The following is a 24,374-nucleotide window of genomic DNA, read 5'->3' on the forward strand; positions in this document are numbered from 1 at the left end:
TCTATTCCCCTCCCAGAATCATATCCGGCAGCGCCGAGCCTTGGGGCACCATCGGGTACACCAGCTCCTCCCGGTCCACGACGAAATCCACCAGCACCGGTCCGGGCGTCTCCAGCGCCTCCTGCCAGGCCCTTTCCGCTTCGTCCAGGCTGTCCGCCCGCAGGCCCTTCACCCCGTATGCCTCCGCCAGCTTTACAAAATCCGGACTCCCGGACAAATCGATATGGCTGTGCCGCCCCTCATAGATCAGCTCCTGCCATTGGCGGATCATGCCGAGGGTCCGGTTGTTCATCACCGCGATCTTTACCGGAATCCGGTAGATGGCGCAGACGGCCAGCTCCTGGGCGCACATCTGCATGCCGCCGTCCCCGTTAACCGAGACGACGGTTCTGCCCGGGTTGCCGATCTGAGCCCCGATGGCGGACGGAAAACCGAAGCCCATGGTGCCGAGCCCCCCCGAGGTGATCAGGGAACGGGGGCGGTTGTACCGGCCGAACTGGGCCGTCCACATCTGATGCTGTCCCACATCCGTCGTGAAGATGGCCTCGTCGCCGGATAACCGGGCCAACAGCTCGATGACCGCTTGGGGCTTCATCGGCCCCTCCTCCTGCCGGTAGCGGAGCGGAAAGTCCCGCTTCAGCCCGGCCAGCCTCCGAACCCACGGCTCGTAGCGGCCCCCGGACTGAAGTCCTTCCGGCTCCGCTTCCAGAACGGCCGCCAAGGCCTCCAGCACCTCCCGGGCATCGCCCCGGACCGGCAGCACGGTCGGCACCAGCTTTCCGATCTCCGCCGCATCGATATCGATGTGGGCCACCTTGGCATGGGGAGCGAAGCCGTCCAGCCTGGCGGTCACCCGGTCGTCGAACCGGGCGCCGGCCGAGATCAGCAGGTCGCATTCCGTCAGCGCCCGGTTGGCCGCATAGGTGCCGTGCATGCCCGGCATGCCGAGCCACAGCGGATCGTCCGAGGGGTAGCCGCCCAAACCCAGCAGCGTCGTCGTGACAGGCAGCCCCATACCCCGGGCCAGCCGTCCCAGCGCCTCTCCGGCCTCCGCATGGATGATGCCGCCCCCCGCCAGAAGGACCGGCCGCTGTGCCCGGCGAAGCTCCACGGCCAGCATTCGGACCGCCTCCGGATCCGCCGCCGGCTTGGGATCATAGCCCCGCACCCGCACCGGAGCGTCATCGCCGGACGGGACTTCGAAGGACGTATAAGCGGCCGATACGTCCTTCGGAATGTCCACGAGGACGGGACCTTTGCGGCCGGTTCCCGCCAAGTGGAACGCCTCTCGGAGCGTCCCCGCCAGATCCTCCACCCGACGGACGAAATAACTGTGCTTGGTGACGGGCTGGGCCATTCCCACGATGTCCGCCTCCTGGAACGCGTCGGTTCCGATCAGATCCGTGGCCACGTTGCCCGTAATCACGACCAGCGGAATGCTGTCCATATGGGCCGTTGCAATGCCCGTCAGCAGATTGGCCGCTCCCGGACCCGAGGTGGCCAGACAGACCCCCGTCTTGCCCGTGGAGCGGGCATAGCCGTCCGCCGCATGGATGGCGCCCTGCTCATGCCGGGTCAGCACGTGCCTGAACTGCCCGTTGCCGTGCATGGCGTCGTAGATATACAGGACGGCGCCTCCCGGATACCCGAAGACACATTCCACCCCTTCGTGAAGCAGCATGCGGAGCAGAATCTCCGAGCCGCTGATCTGCTCTTTTCCCATACCTTCTCCCCTCCCTCGAGCACACCCGCTCCCGGTTGACCGATTCGCCAACTTCTGGAATAATCAATCCCATCATGGGATTCTGCCGGGTCGGTGTGCCGCTTCTACCGCTACGTTAGCACGCGGGACGAGGGGCCGGTACTACCCGAAGGGTGACTTCCCCCTATCCTTTTGGCTACAAAAAACTCCCCTGCGAAGGAGGAACCGCCATGCTTGAACCCGCTACGAACGGGAAGCCATACACGACCCTCGGGGATACGCTGGGCCGTATGCAGGAGGACGGCTTCACGGGCAGGGAATTCGAGCTCCAATACTTCGGAAGGATGCTGACGTCCGGCAGCGGAGACAGCGGAGGCAGCGGCTCCGAGACTATCCTGAACGTGCACGGCATCGGGGGCATCGGCAAAAGCACGCTTCTGCGCCGTTTCCGCAGACGGGCGGAGCGTGAAGGCGCACTCTTCCTCCCCGTGGACCTGCGGGATTGCTGGGGCAGTGCGGAGCAGTTCTGCCGGGAGCTGGAGCTTGCGCTTCTGGAGGGGGCAGCCGGCAGCAGCGATGAGATTTCGCTCCCTATGCCGGAAGCCCTCGCTTCGGACTCCGGACCCCGTCATGACTCCGCGGAGGCCCGGCGGATGGAGGCGCTGCTCCTCGCCCTGAACCGGACCGCCTCCCGCCGCAAGGTGGTCCTCGCCCTGGATCAGTACGAGGAGGTCGGCGCTTTGGACCAATGGCTTCGGGAGAACTGCCTGCCCCGCCTTCATGCGGGGATCCTGATCGTGATCGCCGGCCGGTATCCGTTGGGACGCCCCTGGATGCTGTCTCCCGTATGGCGCAGACTCATCGTCAGCCTCCCGCTGGAAGGCCTCTCCTACGCCGAAGCCGGCCAATACCTGCGGGGGCAGGGGATTACAGCCCAGCCGCAGATCGACAGCATCTGGCTGGAGTCCATGGGCCACCCTCTGTCCCTAGGCCTGCTGGCCTCCCTGTCCCCCGCCGAGATCATCTTGGATGCCCGCCGGCGCGAGACACTGGAGGAGCTGCTTCACACTTGGCTGGAGGAGGCCCGCGACGGAGAGCTCCGGACGCTGCTCTACGCCGCCTCCGTGCCCAAAACCTTCGACCAGGACATGCTCGCAGCCGTACTGGACGGCAGCCTGACGGAGGGGGCCTTCGAGCGACTGCTGGCCCTGTCCTTCGTCAGCCGCTCCCCGAAGGGGCGGCGGCTCCACAGCCTGGTCCGGGATATCGTCCGGCAGGCCTTGAAGGAGCGTCTCCCCGACACCTTCGGCCTATACCGCAAGAGGACGGTGGAGGTGCTGGAGAGCCGCATCCGGAACGGCTCCCCCGGCGGTGCCGGCAGGATGGTGCAGGAAGTCACCGAGCTTCTGGCTCTGACAGGCAACCCCGTGCTGCGGGCTCACTTCCGGCACAGCCGCGCCTCGGAGAATTACTGGGAGACGGTCACCCCGGAGACGGTGCACGAGGCGGAGCACTACATCGCCGAACGCCGCAGCCGGGCCCAGACCGTCCGAATCGCCTGCGCGGATCCGGACAGCGGGACCGCCTTCCGCTACACCCTGACGGCGGAGGAAAGCGTCCTGCGGCTCACGGGCTGGAGCGTGCGGGAGCTGGCGGCCTTCGGCGGGGACGTGCTGCGTCTGCTCCGCAGTCCGTCCGGCGAGGCCATCGGCCTGGCCGCCATGCTGCCGATACGGCGGGACACGCTGCCGTACCTGCAGGCCGCGCCGCTGTCGAAGGCGTTTTTCCGGTCCCGGTCCTCCGCCGAGCTGGAAGCCTTGCTAACCGGGGAGGGGCCACCCGGCCGGTTTATTCTGGCGGCGGATGTGCGGCAGCTGGACCGGATGGAGCTGCGCTCCGATCTGGTGCATCTGACGATGGACCTGGCACTTGCAGGCACCCTGCTGCTGGCCTCGCCACCGCCCTTGCCCTATTACACGGATTCCCATCGCAGCCTGGGCTACGATCCCGTTCCCGGGGCGGAGCACTTCGCCTACGGCGGTGCCGTACCGGCTCTTACCTACCGGCTGGACACCCGTCAAGGAAGATGGCTCGATTTCCTTGCCAAGGTGACGGGAGGCGGCCTCGCCGCAGTCCCTTGCGCGGAGCCGGACCTGAGGGCGTCCGGTCCTCCAGCCGCGGGGCTCTGGACGCCCCGCGAGCAGGAGGTTGCCGCGCTCCTGGTGAAGGGGGCCACCAACGCCGAGATTGCCGCCTCCCTCTACATCAGCGTGGCGGCGGTGAAGAAGCACATCAATGCCATGCTGGGCAAGTCCGGGCTGAAGAACCGGACCCAGTTGGCCGCCATGGTTCTGGAGGAATCTTGAACCGGATGAAACCTGGGCGCGTCTATTACGTAGAGTGAAGGGAACGGACGAACCATTCCCAAGAAATGAGGCCCCTCCATGAAGATGAGGATCATGTTGTTCATAGGCAGTGTCGCCATCGCCATAACCATAACCGGCAGCAAGTGGGCTGAAGCCTCGGTGGTCCCGCCGGCACCGGCGCTTCCCGCTCCCGAGTCTCCGGGTATCGCCCTGCAGTCGCCCCAAGCGGTCCAAGACCCGTACCATGCTGCCCTGGGCGTCACCTCCGACCAGGACATTTACGACGCGCTGTATGACGGGCAGACCTTGGCCGGTCTGGCGACTGAGCGCGGTCAGGACCCGGAGCGCATCGTCCGCCTGCAGGTGGCTGAGCTGACAGCACAGCTGGAAGACCGGCTCGCCGGCGGAAGCATTACGCCGGCGATCTTTGCGGCCCAGAAGGCCGAGCTGGCCGACATCGTAAGCCGCAGCGTATACGGCACCGCAGCCGGGTAACACAACGAACCCAAAAAGCCAAGGAGCTAAGCGTCATTGAGATGCTTAGCTCCTTGGCTTTTTTGGGGTTCGTTCCGGGCCGAGCGCCCGGGTGGGGAGCCCCGCCTGCGCGGACTTATAGGCCACCAGTGGCCTTCAATTCGCGGCTGGCTCATTCCCGCCGAATTCGAGGCCATTGGCGGCCTTTAGCTCCGCTGCTCCCAGGGGGAGCCCCGCCTGCGCGGACTTATAGGCCAACAGTGGCCTTCAATTCGCGGCTGGCGCATTCCCGCCGAATTAGAGGCCATTGGCGGCCTTCAGTGCTGCCGCTCCCGGTCAGCGCTTCTTCTTGCCGTTGCCATTGCCGTGGCTCTCGGCCTTGTCCCCGCTGCCGCCTCCCTCGCCCCGGCCTGCCGCCGGCTGCTCCGGCCGCCCGGCGTCCAGCTGCAGCTTCGGCTCCGACCGGGCGGCCGACGTATCGAACGCCCGGACCGGCACCCCCGCCAGCGCCCGGGAGAGGATCTCCCGGAACAGCACGGCGGGAACGGCTCCGCCGGAGGTGGTCAGATAATGGCTCCGGTCCGTCCGGTCGTAGCCCACCCAGATGGCCGCCGTCAGCTCCGGCGTATAGCCGACGAACCAGGCGTCCTTGGCCGCGTTGGCATCCAGTCCGGCGAATTCCGGCCCCGCCGGCAGCTGCGTCGTGCCGGACTTGCCCGCCACAGGCCGGGCCATCGCCGCATTCCGCCCGGTCCCCGACGCCACCGCCTCCTGGAGCATCAGCGTCATGGCCGCAGCCGTGGACGGCTTCATGGCCTGAACCGGGCGCCGCTCCGCCTCGACCAGCAGATGGCCGCCGGACGTCTCGATCTTGGCGATGGTACGGGCCGGATGCAGCACGCCCTGGTTGGCGAAGGCGCCGAAGGCCCGGGCCATCTGCAGGGGCGAGACGCCCTCGGAGAGGCCGCCCAGCGCCGCCCCCAGCTGCCGGTCCTGCTTCGGCAGCGCAATTCCCAGCGAGGCGGCGAACTGAAGCCCGCTGTCGATGCCGATCTCGTTCAGCAGCCAGACCGGCGGAATGTTCCACGACTGGACCACAGCCTCGGTCATCGTCACCGCCCCGCGTGTGCTGCGGTCCCAGTCCTGCGGCCTGTAGCCGGCGATGTCCAAGGGGCCGTCGTACAGCATGGAGTTCCGCGTATAGCCTTTCTCCAGGGCCGGCCCGTACACCAGAATCGGCTTGAAGCTGGACCCCGGCTGCCGCTTCAGCTGGGTAGCCCGGTTAAAGCCGCGGAAGACGCCGCCGCCCCTTCCTCCGGCCACCGCCCGAATGCCCCCGGTGGTCTGGTCCAGAACCACCGCGCCGCTCTGCACCGGCACCCCATCCTTCCCGTCCGGGAACAGGTCCGCCTTCCCGTACACCTCCGCCACCGCATTCTGCACCACCGGGTCCAGCTCGGTCGTAATGCGGAGACCGGCGGTCAGGAGCTGCTCCTCGGTGAAGCCGTATTCACGGACGGCCTCCTCGATGACGGCGTCAACATACGCTTGGTGGCGGCCCCGCAGATCGTCCCCGCGGTTCCCCGGAGCCAGACCCAGCGGCGACGCCGCGGCCGACGCGTAGTTCTGCTCCGTAATCCTGCCCTGCTGAAGCATAAGCCGCAGCACGGTATTGCGGCGCTCCAGCGCCTGCTCCTCGTTCTTGAGCGGCGAGTAGCGGCTGGGCGCCTTCGGCAGCGCGGCCAGCAGCGCCGATTCGGGCAGCGTCAGCTGCTCCACGTTTTTGCCAAAATAGGTCTTGGCCGCTCCCTGGACCCCCCAGCTCCCTTCTCCAAAATAGATGCTGTTCAGGTAAGTTTCTAGAATTTCCTCCTTGGAGTAGGTCCTATCGATCTTGACCGCGTAGGCGGCTTCCTTCAGCTTGCGCCGGATCGTTTTGTCTCCGGAGAGGAACTGGTTCTTGGCCAGCTGCTGCGTAATCGTGCTGCCCCCCTCCGCATAATCTCCCGTAAACACATTGCGCACCAGCGCCCGCACGAGCGCCTGCGCATCCACCCCAGGGTGGGAGTAGAAGCGCCGGTCCTCCACCGACAGCACCGCATCGGTCAGCGTCTTCGGCATCCGTTCGATCGGCACCGGCTCGATGGCCGAGGCCGACAGCTGGGACGCCGGCCTGCCGTAACGGTCCAGCACCACAGTCGGCTCAGGCAGGGGCTGGTCCAGCTTCGATACGTCCAACTGTCGGATATATCCATAGGCCGCCCCCGCCGCGCACAATCCCGACAAGAGGAGCAGCGCCCCAACGGCGAACCATCGCTTGTTGTTCCTCCACCGTGCCCGCTTGGGCCCGGTTCCTTGCCGGCGGAGCCACGGCTTCCACAAGCCCTTCTCCGTCTCCATGCTCAATCCCCCCACATCCTGCTAAGCATAAGCATTCGCAGGCTCTCGCGCATATGTGTCGCTCCTCCCCTATCGGACCCGCCCCCTCAAAAATCCGACCGCCCCCGAACGTTTGTGGCAGGAGGTTGAGAAAACATGAAAACCAAATGGACCATCATCACCGCGATTACCGCCGCCTGCGTCGTTACCGCCGTATTCGGAGTCAGCACCATGGCGAACGCATCCTCCGCCCCGCTGTCTGAATCCGTGAACGGCACCCTGCAAGCATCAGGCACCAGCACCGGGGAATTAACCGTCACCTTGGACCAGGTGAGCCGGACACTGCCGCTGGCTTCCACCGTATGGATCTCCCTGAACGGCCAAAAAGCCCAGCTGTCCGACCTGAAGCCCGGCGACAAGCTGGAGATTATTCTGAACCAGAAGGATCAGGCGGCCTTTATCAAGGCCACGTCGGCGGTCGCCGTACCGGCTGGCACGGCCGCACCGCAGCAGACCGCAGTACCATCTCCGTCGGCGGCTTCTGCTCCCGCCACAGCTTCCGCCGCTGCGACGGCCACTCCGGCGCCGACTCCAACGGCCGCACCGGCAGCATCGGCGCCGACCGCCGATGAGCCTAAGATGCTCGACATTAAGATCGAAGGCCCGGGCTTCCGCCTCATGATGAAGCATAATCCCGGCCAAGACGGGGATAATACCCGCCTGCTGATCAAGGCAGAGGGCAGCGGCACGGTCCACCTGAAGGGGAAAGAGGCCGAAGAGTGGATCGCCGACCTGCTGCAGGCCGCCGTCTTCAAGGACGAAGCCTCCAAGCAGCAGCTTCTGCAGCTGGTGGCTCTCCAATACGGGCTGGAGGCCAGCAAGCTGAAGGCGGATGTGAAGGTCAAGTGGGCCGATCAGCCGCTGGAGAAAACCGCGGTTACCGCCACTCCGTCCGCAGCTGCGTCTACGGCTTCCGGCACGGTGCCGCAGCCGACGCCGATGGTCCAGCCTAAGGACAGCGGCGAAGACGATGACAAGCGCACGGAAGAGGACGGCGGCAAGTCCAAGCCAGATGGAGACCGGATTAAGCCGGAGGATCACGGAAAGGACGCAGCCAAGAAGCCCCAGGGGCCAGGCAACGGCCATGCTTATGGCAAGGAGAAGGACAAGGAGAAGGATAAAGACAACAAAGGCAAAAACGACTGATCCCCGGATCAGCCGCAACGCGAAGCACCCCGCTCTTCCCTGGAGGAGGCGGGGTGTTTTTTTGTCCAGCTGTGGATAATTCCGGTTGTGGATATGTGAGCTTCGATTGTGGAGATATGCACAATTCAGCCTTTTCGGGGTGTTTATGGTGTGGATAAAGCTGTGGACATTGTGGGAAACCTGGTCCGAACTTTTCAGCCAGCCTTCCAGCTCCCTTCAGGTGGATTTCAGGATAGGAGGGTATTGTGTAGATATACGAAGCCCGATCACCCGGGCAGCAATCCGGAAGGAGAGATCATTCCCATGTTCCGCACCAAAAAAAGCAAAATCATCGCCGTGTCCGTATCCGGCTTTCTCTTAACGGTGGGCGGCGTCCTCTACGGGCTGGCCGACCGGTATCTGATCGAACACGTGGAGGTCGTGCTGCCTCCCCAGAGCGCCATCACCGCCCAGGCGGGCACCGCCGGCGCCGGAATCGCCACAACGGCCGGAACCACAGGCGCTTCTGCCGCTAACAACGCCTCCGGCACCTCCGCCGGCGCTCCTTCCGTGCTGGATGATTGGAATTACGTGAGCGCCGATAAGGAGATTCACATCAAGAAGGTGGAGACCGGCACCGGCGCCGACAAGGTCACTTATTATACGGCCGACGTGAAGCTGACGAACGCCGCCAGCCTGCTCTCCGCCTTCGCGAAGAACCAGTTCGGCCGCAACATTACGGAGAACACCTCCAAGATCGCCGCCGACAACCAGGCCCTCTTCGCCATCAACGGCGACTATTACGGCTTCCGCAGCGACGGGGTCATCATCCGCAACGGCACCCTCTTCCGCGACTCACCGGCCCGGATCGGCCTGGGTATCTACAAGGACGGCACGATGAAGGCCTATGACGAGACCCTGGTGAAATCCTCTTCCCTTCTCTCCGCCGGCGTCCTGCAGACCCTGTCCTTCGGACCGGCGCTGGTGCAGAACGGAAAAGCCGTCACCAATTTCGACAACGTGAAGATCGATACCAACTTCGGCAACCGGACCATCGAGGAGAATAACCCCCGGACGGGTATCGGGGTGATCGCACCGAACCATTTTCTCTTCATCGTCGTGGACGGCCGGAGCACCAACTACAGCCAGGGACTGAGCCTGAGCGCCTTCGCCAAGCTGTTCGCCGACTTGGGCGCCACCGAGGCCTACAACCTGGACGGCGGCGGGTCGTCCACCATGTATTTTAACGGCCGGGTGGTCAACAATCCGCTGGGCAAGGGCAATGAGCGCGGCGTCAGCGACATTCTGTACCTCACCAAATAACCCATCCCCTAAAAAGGAGGCACCTCCTATGGTTACCATCCTGATTCCATCCTATGAGCCCGACCAAAGACTGCTCCGGCTGGTGGAGGATCTGCAAGAAGTGACCGGCATGCCCATCCTGATCGTGGACGATGGCAGCGGCGAGGCATACCGCCCGATCTTCGAAGCCGCGGAGGCCGCCGGCTGCACGGTGCTGACCCACCGGATCAACCAAGGCAAGGGAGCTGCGCTGAAGACCGGCTTCCGGTACCTCCGCGATACCGGAACAGCCTCAAGCGGCGTCGTCTGCGCGGACAGCGACGGGCAGCATCTGCCGCAGGATATTCTGCGGATCGCCCGCACCGTCAGCGAGCGGCCGGGGGAGATCATCCTGGGCTGCAGGCACTTCACCGGCAAGGTCCCGTTCCGCAGCCGCTTCGGCAATTCGGCCACCCGATGGGTGTACGCCGTATCGACCGGACGCAGGATCCAGGATACCCAGACCGGGCTGCGGGGATATTCCCCCGAGCTTCTCGACTGGCTGCTCCAGGTCCCCGGCGATCGCTTCGAATATGAGATGAATTTGCTGCTGGATGCCCAAACGGAAGGAGTGACCTTAACCGAAATGTCCATCGATACGGTCTATCTGAATGAAAACGAGTCCTCCCACTTCCGTCCCTTGACCGATTCCGCCCGAGTGTACCTGCCCATTCTGAAATTCAGCGCCTCCTCCCTGCTATCGGCCGGGATTGACTTCGCCCTGCTGTTCGTCCTGCAGGCCATGACGGGAAGCCTGTTCCTGGCCGTGGCGGGAGCACGGCTCATCAGCTCCGTCTTCAACTACTCCATGAACCGGACCTACGTGTTCGCCCGGGGCAGGAAGCGCTCCTCCGTCTATTCCTCCATGCCCCGATACTTCGCGCTGGTGCTGGTGGTGCTGCTGCTGAACTACGGCGTCATGGCCCTCTACAACCATGCCATCGGTGTCCCGCTGTTCGCCTCCAAGGTATTGACGGAGGCCACCGTCTTCGCCTTCAGCTTCTGGGCTCAACGCCGGTTCGTCTTCCGGCGGGACGGCAGCCGGGAGGAACAACGCCGCGTGGCCCCCACCGTGCGGACCGCCGATGTGACGTGCGCCAAGACCGGCAAGCTCTGATGAACCCGATACCGCTCCAACTCCCCTAGCCCGGCGGAACTCTCCCGCCGGGCTAATCTGCTGCAATCAGAGGGACCGCTTGCCGCAGCGGAGATGGCCCCCGAAGAATGGGAAAGAGGCTTCCCATCGCCGCGCAAGCAGCGATAGAAGCCTCGGACGGACCGCGCGGATCTGCGTCTACCCCTGATCGGTATACAGAACGCGCACCAGGAGATCCTGGTTGTAATTGCCGAAGTGCCGGCCGAAGATGGTCATTCCCTTCTTGTTCCTCGACTTCTCTCCCACCTCAAGCCTCAGGTTGATCTCACTCTTGTGGTCCAGCGCGATGTCGGCCAGCGTAATGTCCGAGATGCGGCAGCCGTCGATGAAGCTTCCGTCCTCGTTGATGCGGATCAGCTTCAGCATGCCGTACTGGTTCAGATGCGGCGGCCACCAGTCCGGATTGAACGAGCCCCGGACGTCTCCGAAATCGCCGGGACTGGTCCAGCTCCCCAGCTCGATGCCGTTGACGTAGAAGTAGATATCGGACGGGTAATTCTCATTATAGCCCGGCGCCTCCGAGCCCAGCTCCATGGAGAACTGGATCTCCCGGAAGGTCTGGTTCGACTTGATATAGTTCGGAATCTTATACTCCAGGAATCCTTCGGACAGCCAGATGATCTGGGCATCGATCCGCTGGGGATCGGCAAAATACCGCGGATCGTCGAAGTCCCCTACGATGCTGTCCTTGGTGGCCAGCCCGCAGGTCGGCACGGCATGGTAGTTGCTGTAATGGCCGACCTTGATCTCCACCTCATACAGGTTCTCGATCTCCTTGCTCCGCAGGTCCACCATCAGCTTCTCCTCGTTCAGGAAGCAGATCTTCTGGATGCCGTGCTTCCCTACCGCGGTCGTGATCTCGATCAGACCGCTCTCCTCCAGCTTCTTGATGTGCATGGTGATGGCGCCGTTCGTCAGATTCAGCTTGTTGGCGATATCGTTCAAATTCAGGCTCTGATGCTTGGCCAAGAGCTCCAGTATTTCGATCCGGATCTCCGAACCCAACGCCTTGAAGATATTGATTCCGGATCTCAGATCCTTGATATACAGCATCCTGTTGGCCCCTTCAGCAGAAAAATGGTTCTTTTATTTCAGTATAATATAAAATCCCCCGATTAGAAAGAACCGTAAATGTCACAAAACTCAGACAAAATCAGAGGTTGAAACGTTTTCGTCCGTCGGAATCCGACCCTTGGCAGGAACCATTGCCCTGAAACAACGGCAATTCTTCAAAAAGTCCACATCATTCGACATCTTTTATTATATATTTTACTAAAAAGATTTATATTGATACGAAATAAAATATCCGATATAATGCAGTCAACACCAATATTTCCCTCCCGAAAGGAATGATGTCCTTGGCGACCGAAACCAAGCTTCGAAACCCCTTGATTCTCCAGCGCGCCGACCCTTGGATCACCCGCCATACCGACGGCTTCTATTACTTCACCGCCTCCGTCCCCGAATACGACCGGATCGAGATCCGGCGCTCCCCCAGCATACCGGGACTGGCATCCGCCACTCCCGCAACGGTTTGGAGACGGCATTCCTCCGGCCCTCTCAGCGCCAACATCTGGGCCCCGGAGCTGCATTACATCGAGGGCAAATGGTACTTGTACTTCGCCGCGGCCCGGTCTGCGGACACCGTCGAAGGCCTCTTCGACCACCGGATGTACGTGCTGGAGAACGCCTCGGCCAACCCTCTCGAAGGGAGCTGGGTCGAGAAGGGGCAGCTCGTGACCGGCTGGGAATCCTTCTCCCTGGATGCGACACGCTTCGAGCACAGGGGCGTCCAATACTTGGTCTGGGCCCAGAAGGATCCTGCCATCCCAGGCCATTCCAATCTTTACATCGCGCCCCTGAAGAATCCTTGGACCCTGGGAGGAGAGCAGGTACTGCTGACCCGGCCGGAGTTCGAGTGGGAAACCGCAGGCTTCCTCGTCAACGAAGGCCCTGCCGTCTTGAAGCGCAACGGCCGCATCTTCATCACCTATTCAGGCAGCGCGACGGACCACCGCTACTGCATGGGGATGCTCCACGCCGATGAGAACGGCAGCCTGCTCGACCCCTCCTCCTGGACCAAGTCGCCCGCCCCCGTGTTCTCGACCGACGAAGAGGCCGGACAGTACGGTCCGGGGCACAACTCCTTCACGGTGGCGGAGGACGGAACGGATCTGCTCGTCTACCACGCCCGCAATTATAAAGAAATCCAGGGCGATCCGCTGTACGATCCGAACCGGCATACCCGGGTTCAGCCCTTTGTATGGAATGCCGACGGCATGCCCGTGTTCGGCACTCCGGTCCCGGACGGGGACGGGTCATAATCCCCAATTGTTTTAATTATATATAAAACATACGATTTTAGAAAGCGATTACAAAAAGTCTGTTGACAACACTTTTACATGACTCTAAAATAAATTACAAAATCGTGAATTAATTTATATTTTCATAAATGAAAACCTGCCCGGGTCCATACGGATTCGATGCATCTACACTTCATTCTAGGGGGAATGGATATGAAAAAGTGGCAAGGGATCGTTCTGGCGGCAGCCCTGACGGGCTCCGTGCTCGCCGGGTGCGCCAAAGATGAAAGCGCTTCAACAGATGGTGGCTCCTCAAGCGGCTCGACGAAGCTTCAATTCTGGACCTTCAACGAGCTCCACCAGAAGTACATGCAAAGTCTGGCCGAGATGTGGAATAAGGCCAATCCCAACGAAACGATCCAGCTCGAAGCGACCACATTCCCCTACGACGACATGCACAACAAGCTGTTGGTCGCGCTTCAATCCGGTACGGGCGCCCCCGATATGGCCGATATCGAAATCAGCAAATTCCCCAATTTCCTGAAGGGCACTCCCCAGCTGGCCGAGCTGAACAAGGTGGTGGAGCCCGAGCTGAAGAATATCGTGAAATCCCGGGTGGACATTTACTCCAAGGGCGGCAAATACTACGGCATCGACTACCATATCGGGGCGGCCGTCATCTACTACAACAAGGAGATGCTCGATAAGGCGGGCGTTAATCCGGATTCCATCCAGACCTGGGATGATTACTACGAAGCCGGCAAGAAGGTTCTGGCCGCTACCGGCAAGCCGATGACCTCCCTCGAAACCAGCGACCAATGGAGCTTCTGGCCTCTGATCTCGCAGCAGGGCGGCGACTACCTCGACAAGGACGGCAAGGTCACCATCAACAGCGAGAAAAATCTGGCCACCCTGCAATATCTCCAGAAGCTGGTCAAGGAGAAGATCGCCGTCACCGCACCCGGCGGCGGGCACCATGCGGAGGAGTATTACGGCTTCATGAACAAGGGCGGGGCCGCCTCCGTCTTCATGCCCATGTGGTATATGGGGCGCTTCACCGACTACATGCCGGACCTGAAGGGCAAGATCATCATCAAGCCGATGCCCGCCTGGACCAAGGGAGGCAACCGCTCCGTCGGCATGGGCGGCACCGGAACCGCCGTCACGGTCCAATCGAAGCATCAGGAGCTGGCGGCCAAGTTCCTGGCCTACGCCAAGCTCTCCAAGGAGGGCAACATCCAGATCTGGAAGCAGCTCGGCTTCGATCCGATCCGCACCGAGGTGTGGGACGCGCCGGAGCTGAAGGAGGCCAACAAGTTCACCGACTACTTCGGCAAGGATATCTTCAACGTCCTCATGACCATTAAGAACGAGATTCCGCAGATCAACGTGAATGAGAAGATGCCGGCCGTATCCGACGAGGTGAAGAAGACCATCCTCTTCAAGACCTTGAATGACATGGCGGATCCCGCCAAGGTTCTGAAGGAGGCCCAGGATCAGCTGAGCAAGTAAGACCGGTCCGTATCCAGCAGCGTCCCCTGCCCGGGCATCGCCGGCGCAGGGGTTCGCTGCAAACGAAAAGAGAGGTGCATTGCGGTGAAAACCCATGCTGTCCCCCGCGAGCGGACCGCCGTCAAGGCAGCCGCCGCCGGCCCGCTGAAGCAGTGGGCTTACTCCCAGAAGGCTGCCCCCTATATCTTCGTCACGCCGTTCGTCATCTCGTTCCTCCTCTTCTTCGCTTATCCCGTGTACTCCACCGTCGTGATGAGCTTCCAGGAGGTGCTTCCGGGCGCCACCAAGTTCGTGGGCTTCGCCAACTACTCCAAGCTCCTGAACCCGACCTATTATACAGCCATCCGCAACAGCGCCACATACACCTTCTGGACGCTGGTCGTGCTGATTCCCCTCCCGCTGATTGTGGCGGTCCTGCTGAACGCCGGCATCACCCGGTTCAAGAACTTCTTCCGCTCCACCCTCTTCATCCCCGCTCTGACCTCCGTGATCGTGGCGGGCACCATCTTCCGGCTCGTCTTCAGCGAGCTACCCGGCGCCGTGGCGAACAACGTGCTCCATGTCTTCGGGTACGGCGCACACAAATGGATGGCCAACCCCGGTACGGCCATGTTCGTGCTGGTGCTTCTGGCTACCTGGAGATGGCTCGGCATCAACGTGGTCTACTTCCTCTCCGGCTTGCAGAGCATCCCCTCCGAGCTGTACGAATCCGCGGAGATCGACGGGGCGACGGCGCGGGATAAATTGATGAAAATAACGCTGCCCTTGCTGAAGCCGGTCACCATCTACGTGCTGACCATCAGCGTATACGGGGGCTTCGCCATGTTTACGGAGAGCTTCACGATGTACAACGGCAACCGTTCTCCCAAGGATATCGGGCTTACCATGGTCGGCTATATCTATCAGCAGGGCTTCGAGCAATTCAACCTGGGCTTCGGCTCCGCCATCGGGCTGTCGCTGCTTGGCATCACCATGATCGTGAATGTGCTGCAGCTGAGATTCTTCGGCATGTTCCGGAAGGAGGATTGACCATGGCCGAACGCAAACCCTGGTCCTTGAACGGCATCCTGATCCTGCTCCTCCTGGCGGTACTGGGCTTCTTCGCCCTGTTCCCGCTGTACGCGCTGTTCCTGGCCTCGCTCAAGCCCTCCCAGGAGCTGCTCCGGTACGGCCTGAACGTCCGCTGGGATCTGCATCTGATGACCTTCAAAAATTACATCTCCATCTTCTCCGGTACCGGAGCGGCCAAGAACTATTATCTCTGGTACGGGAACAGCCTCCTGATCACGGCGCTGTTCACGCTCTTGTGCCTGTTCTTCTCCTCCATGGTCGGCTATGGACTGGCCATGTACCAATTCCGGGGCAAAGCCATCGTCTTCGTCATGGTGCTGGCGCTGATGATGGTCCCGCTGGAAATCATCCTGCTGCCCCTCTACAAGCTGACCGTCAACCTTCATATGATGGATTCCGTCTGGGGGGTCATCCTGCCGTTCATCGTCGGTCCGCTGCCTGTGTTCTTCTTCCGGCAGTACGCCGCAGGGCTTCCGAAGGACTTCCTGGATGCCGGACGCATCGATGGCTGTACGGAATTCGGCATCTTCTTCCGGATCATGGCCCCCCTGATGGCGCCGGCCTTCGGAGCCATGGCCATTCTGCAGGCTCTTGGCGCCTGGAACAACTTCCTCTGGCCGCTCATCGTCCTGAAGACCGGCGAGAAGCTGACCCTGCCCATCGGCCTGTCCAGCCTGCTGACGCCATACGGCAACAATTACGACGTGCTGATCGCCGGCTCCGTCCTTGCCATCGCCCCGATCCTGATTCTGTTCGTCTTCTTCCAGCGCTACTTCGTCTCCGGCTTGACGGTAGGCGGCGTGAAGGGATGACCGACGCATCCAAGCCCCTTGGCCTTCGGGCCGAGGGGCTTTCTTATGTCACCGCCGCGGAGTACGAGCGGAGGGTCAGGCCGTACCGAAGTGATCCTCAATCAACCGTCTGGCCGCACTAAGGAAATAATCCGGCCGGAACGAGTCCTTATCGATATAAGCGCTCATCATAGCCCCGTCACTTAATATCCGGATCTGAGCCGCCAGCTCGACCGGATTCTTTACTTTGCCCTCCCTCGCAATCTCCTCCACCATTCCCCATGTCCGATGCCGGTTATCTACGGCAGAACGATGGCCGGGATGCTCCAGGTCGGGAAACTCCACGACGGCATTCATAAACGGGCAGCCGCGAAATTCGGGAGCCTTCATCCGTTCGGCCATATCTTGAAGCAGCGAGAGAAGCTGATCTCGAGGAGAGTCCGGATGCTTCCGGATCGCTTCCGTAATCGAATCGATTCTTTTCCCGTTCCTAAGCTCCAAATAAGCGACGATCAGGCTGTCCTTGGTGGGGAAATTCCGGTAAAAGCTCGCCTTGGCCACGCCGGATTCCTCGATGATCCGGTCGATCCCGACAGCCCGGACCCCTTCTTTGTAAAATAAATCGGAAGCGACCCGCAAAATCCGCTCCTTAGCCGATTCCTTCTTCTCCATGATCATCACCTGATTCCAAATTATTGGTAAAAACCTGTTGACACGAGACAGATCTGTCTGTATCATACGAATCAATGATGGATGAGACAGTTCTGTCTCATTTAATTTTAATGGAGCTTCCCTGCACATGTCAATGTTCGCAGGGGACACACAAGGAGGATGAAATGGATGTCCCAAGCTGCAGCCCATCGTTCCCTGACTCATCCGCGGGAGGAGGTGCAACCTCTTCAGCGTCCGCGCATCCTGTTGGCGGTTATGCTGCTGTCGGTATTCATGGCGGTGGCCAATATTTTTATCGTCAATGTAGCGACGCCGTCGATTCAACACGGCCTCCATGCTGATTTCTTCGCGATCCAATTCGTCATCTCGGCTTACACGCTGGCCTATGCGGTCGCTCTTATGATTGGCGGCAGACTGGGCGACCGGTACGGACGACGGAAGATCCTATTTGTCGGCGTCGCCGGATTTACGCTCAGCTCCCTGCTGTGCGGTCTATCCGCCGATGTTGGGATGCTCACGATCCTGCGGGTCGTTCAAGGATTGAGCGCAGCGCTGATTTCCCCGCAGATCTTGTCGCTCATCCAGGCCCAATATACACCGGAGAGGAGGAGCCGGATATTCGGACTCTACGGGGCGGCGCAAGGGCTGGCGGCCTCAACCGGGCAGCTGATCGGCGGATGGCTGCTGTACTGGAACCCCTGGGGGTTGGAATGGAGAATGGTCTTCTTCTTTAGTGTGCCTATCGGGTTGGCGATTCTTAGCATGATTCCGTGGATACCGGAGTCTAGGGGGGATGCGGCCTCGAGGACAGACTGGTTCGGCGCCGCGTTGGCGGCGGCAGGGTTATTGCTGCTGGTGTACCCGCTGGTCCAAGGTCAAAAAGAAGGATGGCCGGCATCCCTTGTCATCACCCTGCTCGTTTCCGTTCCCGTGCTGGCCCTATTCATTTGGACTCAACGCCGACTATTGCAGCGGCATGCCGAGCCCTTCATGAATGTGAGCTTATTCGGTCAAAAAGGGTTCGGAATCGGGATGCTCATCCTCTTTTTGTTCATGTCGTCACAAGCAGGCTTCTTCTTAATCTCCGCTTATTTGCTCCAAATGGGACTCGGATATACGCCGCTTCAAGCAGGAGCGGTTATTCTACCCGTGGGCCTGGGCTACTTCCTCGCCTCGTTGATGTCATCCCGATTGGCTTCCAGGATCGGTTCCCATGTTCTGAGCGTCGGATCGGTACTCACAGCAGCCGGGTATGGGCTTCTTGCCCTGATCATACATGGCACCGGCCCTTCGCCTCTGATAGCGGCTTGGATTCCGGCATTAACGATGCTTGGCATCGGTCAGGGCTTCATTGCCGCACCGCTTACCCATATCGTTCTTTCCAAAGTGAAGAAGCCGGATATTGGCTCCGCGTCGGGCGTATTGACAACCGGAATGCAGGTAGCCTATGCGATCGGAATCGCGCTTATCGGCATTCTATGGACGAATTCCCTTCATCCCCATACAGCGGAGGGGGTGGGGCAGGCGAACGTCAGAGTCTACACGGAGGCATACCTCCTGTGTCTCTATGCACTTGCTGCATATACGGTTCTTCTGCTGCCGTTATCCCTAAGATTAAACCGGAAGTAAAACACAAAGAACCAGCCTCCGCCATAGGAGAGCTGGTTCTTCACCCTTATTGGGCCGCAAGGAAGGCGGCGAGCCCTTCCCGGTCGGGCAGCCCGTCATTGTCGCCGGGCGCCATGACGGCCAGGGCGCCTATGGCGGTGCCGCGGCGGACCGCTTCCTCCAGCGGCAGGCCTTCCAGGATGCCGCTGACCACGCCCACCGCGAAGCCGTCGCCGGCGCCGACCGTGTCGACGACCTTCTCCACGCGGCAGCCCGGGGTGAAGAACCGCCGGTCTCCTGTGCTGGTGTAGGCCCCTTGGGGCCCCAGCTTCATGACCACGGTCTTCACGCCGGCCGCATGGTAGAAGTCGCAGATGTCCTGGGCCTCCTCCTTGCCGGTCAGGAGGCGCCCCTCCTCGATGCCCGGCAGCACGATGTCCGCCCGGCAGGCCAGATCGTTGATGACCCGTGCCATCTCCGCCTTGTCCGGCCACAGGCCGGGGCGCAGGTTCGGGTCGTACGAGATCTGGACGCCCTTGGCCCGGGCCCGGTCCATCAGCTCGTAGACCAGCTCGCGGCAGCCGGCGGACAGGGCCGGGGGAATGCCGGTCAGATGGATATGGTCGAAGCCTTCCCACCGGAGCTCCGCGATGGTCTCCAGATTCATATGGGAGGCGGCGGAATTCTTGCGGCGCGAGACGACCAGAGGGTCCCCGCTGGTCACCTTCTGCTTGAACTGCATGCCCGTCACATATTCGGAATCATACGCGATGTAGGAGGTATCGATGCCGTTCTCCCGAAGAAAGCGCTCAATCCGCTTGCCGAAGGGATCGTCCCCCAGCCGGCTGATGTACGTCACCTCGTGCCCCAGACGTACCATGCCGATGGAGAAGTTCACTTCCGCTCCCGCCACATTCCGGAAGAAGCGGTCCGCATCCTCCAGCGGTCCCTCCTGCTCAGCCACAAACAGAGCCATCGGCTCGCCAATCGTCAATATTCTCTTCATAGATCCTCCCGGATTCCACGTGGTGTAAGAAGGAGCATACCGGATTGGTATGCCCCTCTTGTATGGTTTTTAGGCGTTTATGGCCGCCGCTTCGGCAGCGGCATTCGCGGACGGCCTTCTCTTCTTCATGTAATTCGAGTAATAAGCGGTCAGGATCGGTACGAGAACCGAGGTGACGATAACGCAAGCGGCAACAAGTGCAGTTGCAGATTGGGCGGCTTGCATGAATTCGGGCTTCATGTTGGCGATAATCATGGGGTTGGCTACTGCAGCGCCGGCGGTGCTGGATGCGGCCAGACCTGCGGTGCCGTTGCCGCCGCCGATGAACTTGTCGGCCAGAATAAGCGGAATGCCGGTGATGACGATAACGGCGATACCCAGAACGATACCCAGCATGCCGGTCTTGGTGATGACCTTCAAGTCGATGGAGTTACCCAGCGCGAAGCCGAAGAACGGGATCATGGTGTGAGTCGCTTTCCCGAAGAACTCGCGGAAATCATGGTCCAGGTTGCCCAGGACGAAGCCGACCAGGAACGGAAGCACGGCGCCGACGAAGGTGTGGGGCTCGAAGGCGGCCAATCCGGTGGTGCCCAGGATCAGCATGGTAACCAGCGGGCCGGATTCCAGGGACATCAGAACGAATGCGCCGGCTTCTTCCTTGGAGCCGTACTGCTGCATGATGGAGGCATAGAGACCGCCGTTGGTCATATCCATCGCGGCGATCAGAGCCAGGACGGACAGGCCGGCGAAGAAGCCGGTCTGGACCCCGCCCGCCGGCAGGAACATGGTGGCGATGGTGGCCACAACCCATGCGACGGCGATCTTGGTCAGAACCAGGGTGCCGGACTTGCGGAGCACGGTGCCGGTCGCCTTGATGTTGATGGCGGCGCCCATGCAGAAGAACCAGACGGCCAGGATCGGCACGGTACCGGTCATGAGACCGTTGGTGAAGGAACCGAAGTATTTGCCCGAACCCGGTGCGAAGGTATGGACGATGGCGCCCAGGAACAGGGGAATCAGCATCATCCCGCCGGGGATGCGTTCCATTGTTTTTTTGATCTTGAACATGAACTTACTCCCTCTTTCATTGTGTAATTTTTCACATATCTGCCCAAAATTTACAGCGCCTAGGCGTAGAGAGCCGCAGCCCGGGACCACACCGCCTTACTTGGCGCATCGGTCAGGCTCTCTTGCAGCGCGGGGTCTCCCCAAATCTTACAGTGGTCCTTCTTTCTTACTTCCGGCTCAATCCCAGCTCGGGGATCAGCTTCGAGAACTGGTCGTGGCTTTCCTTCAGCTGCTGGTGGAAGCCCTTGGCGTCCTTGACCAGAAGACCCAAGCCGTTGGCCTTCATGGTGTCCTTGAACTCCCGGTCCTCCGCCGCCTTCATGAAGGTCTTCGACAGATACTCGGCAATGTCATCCGGCGTATCCTTCGGGACCGCCAAGCCCCGCCAGGTTCCGATGAACCGGGCTTGGATGCCGGCCGCCTCCTTCAAGGTAGGCACACCCGGCAGCGCCTCGGACGGCTTGTCGTCGTTAATCGCCAGCGTCCGGAGCTTGCCCTGCTCCACGAAGGTCTTCACCTCGGCCGGACTGACCGGCACCGCGTCCACGAAGCCGCTCAGGAGAGCCGATACCGCCGGCCCCGCTCCTTCGAACGGAATGTGGCTGAAGGTAACCCCCGTTCCTTTCTCCAATGTGACGGCCGCCAGATGCCAGATGCTCCCCGTTCCCGCATTCCCCATCTTCAGTTCTCCGGGATGATCCTTCGCATAAGCGAGGAATTCGGAGGCGGTCTTCCAGGGAGCTTCGGCCCGCACGGTGATAGCCGAGGGGTCGTAGTTGGTCTGGGCGATTGGCGTGAACTTCTCATAGGTAATCGGCAGAAGTCCCAGATGCGGGAGAATCGTCAATTCCGCCGGCAAATAGGTGACCGTATATCCGTCACCCTTGGCCCCGGCGCCCTCCATCAGTCCGATGGAGCCGCCGCCGCCCGTCCGGTTCACCACCGTTACGGGCTGGTGCAGCTCCTTCTCCGCCGCCTTGGCCAGCGCTCTGGCCGTAATGTCGGTTCCGCCGCCTACAGAATAAGGAACGATCAAGGTAATGGCCCTTGCGGGAAAATCGGCCGTATCGCCGCCGCGGCTCCCGTCTTGCTTTAGAACCTCTCCCTGGCAAGCCGTCAGTGCGGCCGCCAGGCTGGAAGCAATGGACAGACTGCAAACCGTACGCCACGTTTTTCCCTTCATGGCCATCCCTCTTTTCTATAGGATTGATCCTCCGCAGCCCTCCCCGTCATGGCCGGTTGTGTTCGTTTCAAGCATTCCGGCTTGCCGTTTCACACCCTGAGTGTATGCCATACGGGGGCGCTCCCACAATCGTTTAATCTTCCGCGGAATCGTCCGAAACGCTGGATTGGCGCGGTTTTGGCGGATCTGCATACCCGTTGGAGGATTTGTTGAACTCCCTGAACTTGCCCGGCGTCACCGACTTGATCTTCCGGAACGCCCGGATGAAGCTGTTCTCATTCGTATAGCCCACCTGCTGGGCAATCTCGGCTAATTTGAGAGGCGTGTTCATCAGCAGCTCGCAGGCCCGGTCGATCCGAAGCCCCGTGAGGTAGTCATACACCGTGCTGCCGGTCTCCTCCTTGAAGATGTTGCTGACGGAGGAGATGCCCAGGTTGACCTGGTCGGCCACATCCTGGAGGCCGATGTTCTCCGACAGGTGCTCCTGCATATAGCGGATCATCGTCTGAACCAGCTGGTACTCCTTGGTCAGCTTCCGCTTGCCCAGCTCCTCGGTAATGTAGCCCACGAGACGGGCGAGGAGCTCTTCGACCTCTCCCAGCTCCATGGTGGTCACCCGGTGCCGCGTGTAATCCGCCAGCTCCGGGGGAGGCGTCAGGTTGTGTCTGCGCATGAACCGGAGAAGCTCCTCCAGAAGATCGTCCACGGTCCGGTACACCCGGTGGGGGGAGAGGGGGTTCTCGCGCGTCTCCTGCGCCCACCGGCCGATCCATGCCTCCGCCGTCTCTCTTCCGGCCGTCGGCAGACCGTTCAGAATCCCGGCGATCCAAGCCTCTCCGCCGAAGGTATAGCCCTCCTCGTGGTCCTGCTCGATGGAGCCGAAGTCACGGACTTGGCCGTAACCCTCGTAGAGGCGATAGGACAAGGCCTCCGTCGCCTCCGAATAGGAGCCGGCCGCCTGCAGGATATCGGGACGCTCGGTCCCGATCCCCACGGACACAGACACGGACAAATATTCCCGCAGCCGCTCCACCACCAGGCGCGCATCTTCCCGAAGCCGGGTTCCCCAAGCTTCGGAGAGCTCTTCCTTGGGCTGGACCAGGACGGCCCAGGAGTCTTTTTCCATATGCAGGCTGGCCACCCGCCACGAATGCTCCAGCGTCTCCAGCAGCACGTTGTTCAGTGCATACTTCAGAAGCATCCGGTCCTCCTCGGGAAGGTCCGCCGCCCAATGGCCGTACCGGTCGACGGAGACCGCCAGCATGGCCAGCGGCCCCTCGCTCCACTCGCGGAAGTACTGCTCCCACTTGATCCGGATCTCCTGGGAGCCGATGCTGCGGGACAGCACGTCCTGCAGATACTTGGCCCGAAGCTCGGGGAGGGTCCGCTCCGCCAGCAGGGACTTGTTCTGGAAGTCCCCCACCAGCTTGCCGATGGCCGGCTCCAGATCGTAGAGGTCTCCGGACTTGGCGTGCTTCTGTCCCGAGGCCAGCAGCCGATTGATCCGCTTCAGAGGCCGGAAGGCCGCATAATTGTAGAAGTAGATGGCCGAGCAGCCCACCAGCACGGAGACCAGAGCGAACAGCAGCATGGTGTCCCGGGCCACCCGGACATTCTTCAAGAGCTGCTCCATAGGCACCAGCGAGATCATCCGCCAGCCCGTCACGTTGGAGAAGGTCTGGTTCGCCATGTATTCCTGGCCGGCCACCTTCACATAGTCGAAGGGCCGCACATCCAGCATCCGGATGACATTCTGCATTTCATCGAGGGGGATGGGACCGCGAAGCTTCGGATAGATGAGCTCCCCCTCCAGGTTGTAGACATATTGATATTGATAACTGGACAGATGAGTATAGATCTTGGAGAAGAGCCGGTCATAATCCATATTCACCATGACCGCTCCGGCCACCTGGCCATTACGGACCACCGGCCGGACCAGCGTCAGAAGCTCCGTCTGCCCCGGCGCTCCCGCGGCGCCGTACATCCGGCGCTTCACGAGCAGGGGCTTGCTCTTGACCTCGTCCAGCCAAGCCGTCCATGACGTGTCCGGGGCTTGTCCGCCCTTAGGGACGTAGCCGAACTCGCTGGACAGAATCGCCTGGTCTGACAGGCGCACGACGGCGATGGAATGCAGGTCCGGCTTAGTGGCCATGGTCTTCAGGTACGCCTGCAGCTCGGTGCGTCCGCCTGCGTCCAACCCGTCCGGGCGAAGGAAGCTCTGCACGGACTCGCGGAAGGCCGCGTCCACCCCTTTGGCGTCCGCCTCCCGGATGGCCCGGTTGGTCACGTCCAGATTGATCTGCAGGAGCTCCACATTGGGGGTGTTCAGGTCCGTATCCAGCGCTTTCTTATATTGAGAGTAAGAAAAGAGCCCGACCGAAAGAATGCTCGACGACACCAGCAGGGTCATCAAGAGGATCAGTCTCGTCTTCTTGTTCGTGATCAGAAATCGGAATATCATGCTCATCCGGCGCATCAGAGCTCACTTCCTTCCGGGAAAAGCCTATTGGAATCCAAACTTTGACGATACAATGGTTTCTCCCGTTCGTCAAGGCAG

The 24,374-nt window shown here is 61.2% G+C and carries 18 protein-coding genes; 10 read left to right on the top strand and 8 right to left on the bottom strand.

Going from position 1 to position 24,374, the window contains the following annotated elements; genetic code table 11:
• Position 1: 1 nt before the first annotated feature.
• Positions 2-1,723, bottom strand: coding sequence for a biosynthetic-type acetolactate synthase large subunit (gene ilvB / locus ACSEXW_RS16560; protein WP_438447279.1), 1,722 nt, complete (start codon positions 1,721-1,723; stop codon positions 2-4).
• Positions 1,724-1,932: 209 nt separating this feature from the next.
• Between ilvB and ACSEXW_RS16565 the strand changes: the two genes are divergently transcribed.
• Positions 1,933-4,068, top strand: a complete 2,136-nt coding sequence (locus ACSEXW_RS16565; RefSeq protein WP_438447280.1) for a LuxR C-terminal-related transcriptional regulator — start codon at positions 1,933-1,935, stop codon at positions 4,066-4,068.
• Between the two features lie 78 nt (positions 4,069-4,146).
• Positions 4,147-4,563: a hypothetical protein gene (locus tag ACSEXW_RS16570; RefSeq protein ID WP_438447281.1), complete on the top strand. Its 417-nt coding sequence runs from the start codon at positions 4,147-4,149 to the stop codon at positions 4,561-4,563.
• A 315-nt stretch (positions 4,564-4,878) separates the two neighbouring features.
• Here ACSEXW_RS16570 and ACSEXW_RS16575 read toward each other — a convergent pair whose 3' ends face one another.
• Complete coding sequence (locus ACSEXW_RS16575; protein ID WP_438447282.1) at positions 4,879-6,942, bottom strand: transglycosylase domain-containing protein; 2,064 nt, start codon at positions 6,940-6,942, stop codon at positions 4,879-4,881.
• 135 nt (positions 6,943-7,077) lie between these two features.
• Here ACSEXW_RS16575 and ACSEXW_RS16580 point away from each other — a divergent pair, with 135 nt between their 5' ends.
• The 3 genes from ACSEXW_RS16580 to ACSEXW_RS16590 all read left to right on the top strand — a co-directional run bounded on the left by ACSEXW_RS16580 (position 7,078) and on the right by ACSEXW_RS16590 (position 10,564).
• Positions 7,078-8,127 (top strand): hypothetical protein, encoded by a 1,050-nt coding sequence (locus tag ACSEXW_RS16580; RefSeq protein ID WP_438447283.1) that lies wholly within the window; start codon positions 7,078-7,080, stop codon positions 8,125-8,127.
• Between the two features lie 303 nt (positions 8,128-8,430).
• Positions 8,431-9,429, top strand: a complete 999-nt coding sequence (locus ACSEXW_RS16585) for a phosphodiester glycosidase family protein (RefSeq protein ID WP_438447284.1) — start codon at positions 8,431-8,433, stop codon at positions 9,427-9,429.
• Between the two features lie 28 nt (positions 9,430-9,457).
• Positions 9,458-10,564: a GtrA family protein gene (locus tag ACSEXW_RS16590; protein WP_438447285.1), complete on the top strand. Its 1,107-nt coding sequence runs from the start codon at positions 9,458-9,460 to the stop codon at positions 10,562-10,564.
• 177 nt (positions 10,565-10,741) lie between these two features.
• On the opposite strand, the gene ACSEXW_RS16595 is transcribed toward ACSEXW_RS16590, so the two are convergent.
• Positions 10,742-11,656, bottom strand: coding sequence for an ArsR/SmtB family transcription factor (locus ACSEXW_RS16595; protein ID WP_438447286.1), 915 nt, complete (start codon positions 11,654-11,656; stop codon positions 10,742-10,744).
• A 305-nt stretch (positions 11,657-11,961) separates the two neighbouring features.
• Here ACSEXW_RS16595 and ACSEXW_RS16600 point away from each other — a divergent pair, with 305 nt between their 5' ends.
• The 4 genes from ACSEXW_RS16600 (at position 11,962) to ACSEXW_RS16615 (ending at position 16,301) form a co-directional block, all read left to right on the top strand.
• On the top strand, positions 11,962-12,927 hold the full coding sequence (locus ACSEXW_RS16600) for a glycoside hydrolase family 43 protein (RefSeq protein ID WP_438447287.1): 966 nt from the start codon (positions 11,962-11,964) through the stop codon (positions 12,925-12,927).
• A gap of 192 nt (positions 12,928-13,119) precedes the next feature.
• Positions 13,120-14,418 (top strand): ABC transporter substrate-binding protein, encoded by a 1,299-nt coding sequence (locus tag ACSEXW_RS16605; protein ID WP_438447288.1) that lies wholly within the window; start codon positions 13,120-13,122, stop codon positions 14,416-14,418.
• 78 nt (positions 14,419-14,496) lie between these two features.
• A complete protein-coding gene (locus ACSEXW_RS16610; RefSeq protein WP_438447340.1) occupies positions 14,497-15,447 on the top strand; it encodes a carbohydrate ABC transporter permease in 951 nt (316 codons plus the stop codon).
• Positions 15,417-16,301, top strand: a complete 885-nt coding sequence (locus ACSEXW_RS16615; RefSeq protein ID WP_438447341.1) for a carbohydrate ABC transporter permease — start codon at positions 15,417-15,419, stop codon at positions 16,299-16,301. Before ACSEXW_RS16610 ends, ACSEXW_RS16615 begins: the two co-directional genes overlap by 31 nt.
• A 75-nt stretch (positions 16,302-16,376) precedes the next feature.
• Here ACSEXW_RS16615 and ACSEXW_RS16620 read toward each other — a convergent pair whose 3' ends face one another.
• Positions 16,377-16,952, bottom strand: coding sequence for a TetR/AcrR family transcriptional regulator (locus tag ACSEXW_RS16620; protein ID WP_438447289.1), 576 nt, complete (start codon positions 16,950-16,952; stop codon positions 16,377-16,379).
• A 168-nt stretch (positions 16,953-17,120) separates the two neighbouring features.
• Here ACSEXW_RS16620 and ACSEXW_RS16625 point away from each other — a divergent pair, with 168 nt between their 5' ends.
• A complete protein-coding gene (locus ACSEXW_RS16625; protein ID WP_438447290.1) occupies positions 17,121-18,581 on the top strand; it encodes an MFS transporter in 1,461 nt (486 codons plus the stop codon).
• A 46-nt stretch (positions 18,582-18,627) separates the two neighbouring features.
• Here the strand turns inward: ACSEXW_RS16625 and ACSEXW_RS16630 are convergent, their stop codons facing one another.
• From ACSEXW_RS16630 to ACSEXW_RS16645, 4 genes are all read right to left on the bottom strand, one after another.
• Positions 18,628-19,566, bottom strand: a complete 939-nt coding sequence (locus ACSEXW_RS16630) for a sugar kinase (protein ID WP_438447291.1) — start codon at positions 19,564-19,566, stop codon at positions 18,628-18,630.
• A gap of 69 nt (positions 19,567-19,635) precedes the next feature.
• Complete coding sequence (gene kdgT / locus ACSEXW_RS16635; RefSeq protein ID WP_438447292.1) at positions 19,636-20,634, bottom strand: 2-keto-3-deoxygluconate transporter; 999 nt, start codon at positions 20,632-20,634, stop codon at positions 19,636-19,638.
• Between the two features lie 166 nt (positions 20,635-20,800).
• On the bottom strand, positions 20,801-21,817 hold the full coding sequence (locus ACSEXW_RS16640) for a tripartite tricarboxylate transporter substrate binding protein (RefSeq protein WP_438447293.1): 1,017 nt from the start codon (positions 21,815-21,817) through the stop codon (positions 20,801-20,803).
• Between the two features lie 133 nt (positions 21,818-21,950).
• Positions 21,951-24,293, bottom strand: coding sequence for a helix-turn-helix domain-containing protein (locus ACSEXW_RS16645; RefSeq protein WP_438447294.1), 2,343 nt, complete (start codon positions 24,291-24,293; stop codon positions 21,951-21,953).
• Between the last annotated feature and the right edge of the window lie 81 nt (positions 24,294-24,374).

It is taken from the genome of Oryzibacillus soli, from assembly GCF_051594765.1.
Lineage (GTDB): Bacteria > Bacillota > Bacilli > Paenibacillales > NBRC-103111 > Paenibacillus_AR.

Excerpts from the sequence above, each read along its gene's own strand:
- ACSEXW_RS16595 (WP_438447286.1), bottom strand. The coding sequence starts at position 11,656 with ATGCTGTATATCAAGGATCTGAGATCCGGAATCAATATCTTCAAGGCG.
- ACSEXW_RS16605 (WP_438447288.1), top strand. The coding sequence starts at position 13,120 with ATGAAAAAGTGGCAAGGGATCGTTCTGGCGGCAGCCCTGACGGGCTCC.
- ACSEXW_RS16570 (WP_438447281.1), top strand. The coding sequence starts at position 4,147 with ATGAAGATGAGGATCATGTTGTTCATAGGCAGTGTCGCCATCGCCATA.
- ACSEXW_RS16620 (WP_438447289.1), bottom strand. The coding sequence starts at position 16,952 with ATGGAGAAGAAGGAATCGGCTAAGGAGCGGATTTTGCGGGTCGCTTCC.
- ACSEXW_RS16575 (WP_438447282.1), bottom strand. The coding sequence starts at position 6,942 with ATGGAGACGGAGAAGGGCTTGTGGAAGCCGTGGCTCCGCCGGCAAGGA.
- ACSEXW_RS16565 (WP_438447280.1), top strand. The coding sequence starts at position 1,933 with ATGCTTGAACCCGCTACGAACGGGAAGCCATACACGACCCTCGGGGAT.
- ACSEXW_RS16585 (WP_438447284.1), top strand. The coding sequence starts at position 8,431 with ATGTTCCGCACCAAAAAAAGCAAAATCATCGCCGTGTCCGTATCCGGC.
- ACSEXW_RS16640 (WP_438447293.1), bottom strand. The coding sequence starts at position 21,817 with ATGAAGGGAAAAACGTGGCGTACGGTTTGCAGTCTGTCCATTGCTTCC.
- ACSEXW_RS16590 (WP_438447285.1), top strand. The coding sequence starts at position 9,458 with ATGGTTACCATCCTGATTCCATCCTATGAGCCCGACCAAAGACTGCTC.
- ACSEXW_RS16645 (WP_438447294.1), bottom strand. The coding sequence starts at position 24,293 with ATGCGCCGGATGAGCATGATATTCCGATTTCTGATCACGAACAAGAAG.
- kdgT (WP_438447292.1), bottom strand. The coding sequence starts at position 20,634 with ATGTTCAAGATCAAAAAAACAATGGAACGCATCCCCGGCGGGATGATG.
- ilvB (WP_438447279.1), bottom strand. The coding sequence starts at position 1,723 with ATGGGAAAAGAGCAGATCAGCGGCTCGGAGATTCTGCTCCGCATGCTG.
- ACSEXW_RS16625 (WP_438447290.1), top strand. The coding sequence starts at position 17,121 with ATGTCCCAAGCTGCAGCCCATCGTTCCCTGACTCATCCGCGGGAGGAG.
- ACSEXW_RS16580 (WP_438447283.1), top strand. The coding sequence starts at position 7,078 with ATGAAAACCAAATGGACCATCATCACCGCGATTACCGCCGCCTGCGTC.
- ACSEXW_RS16630 (WP_438447291.1), bottom strand. The coding sequence starts at position 19,566 with ATGAAGAGAATATTGACGATTGGCGAGCCGATGGCTCTGTTTGTGGCT.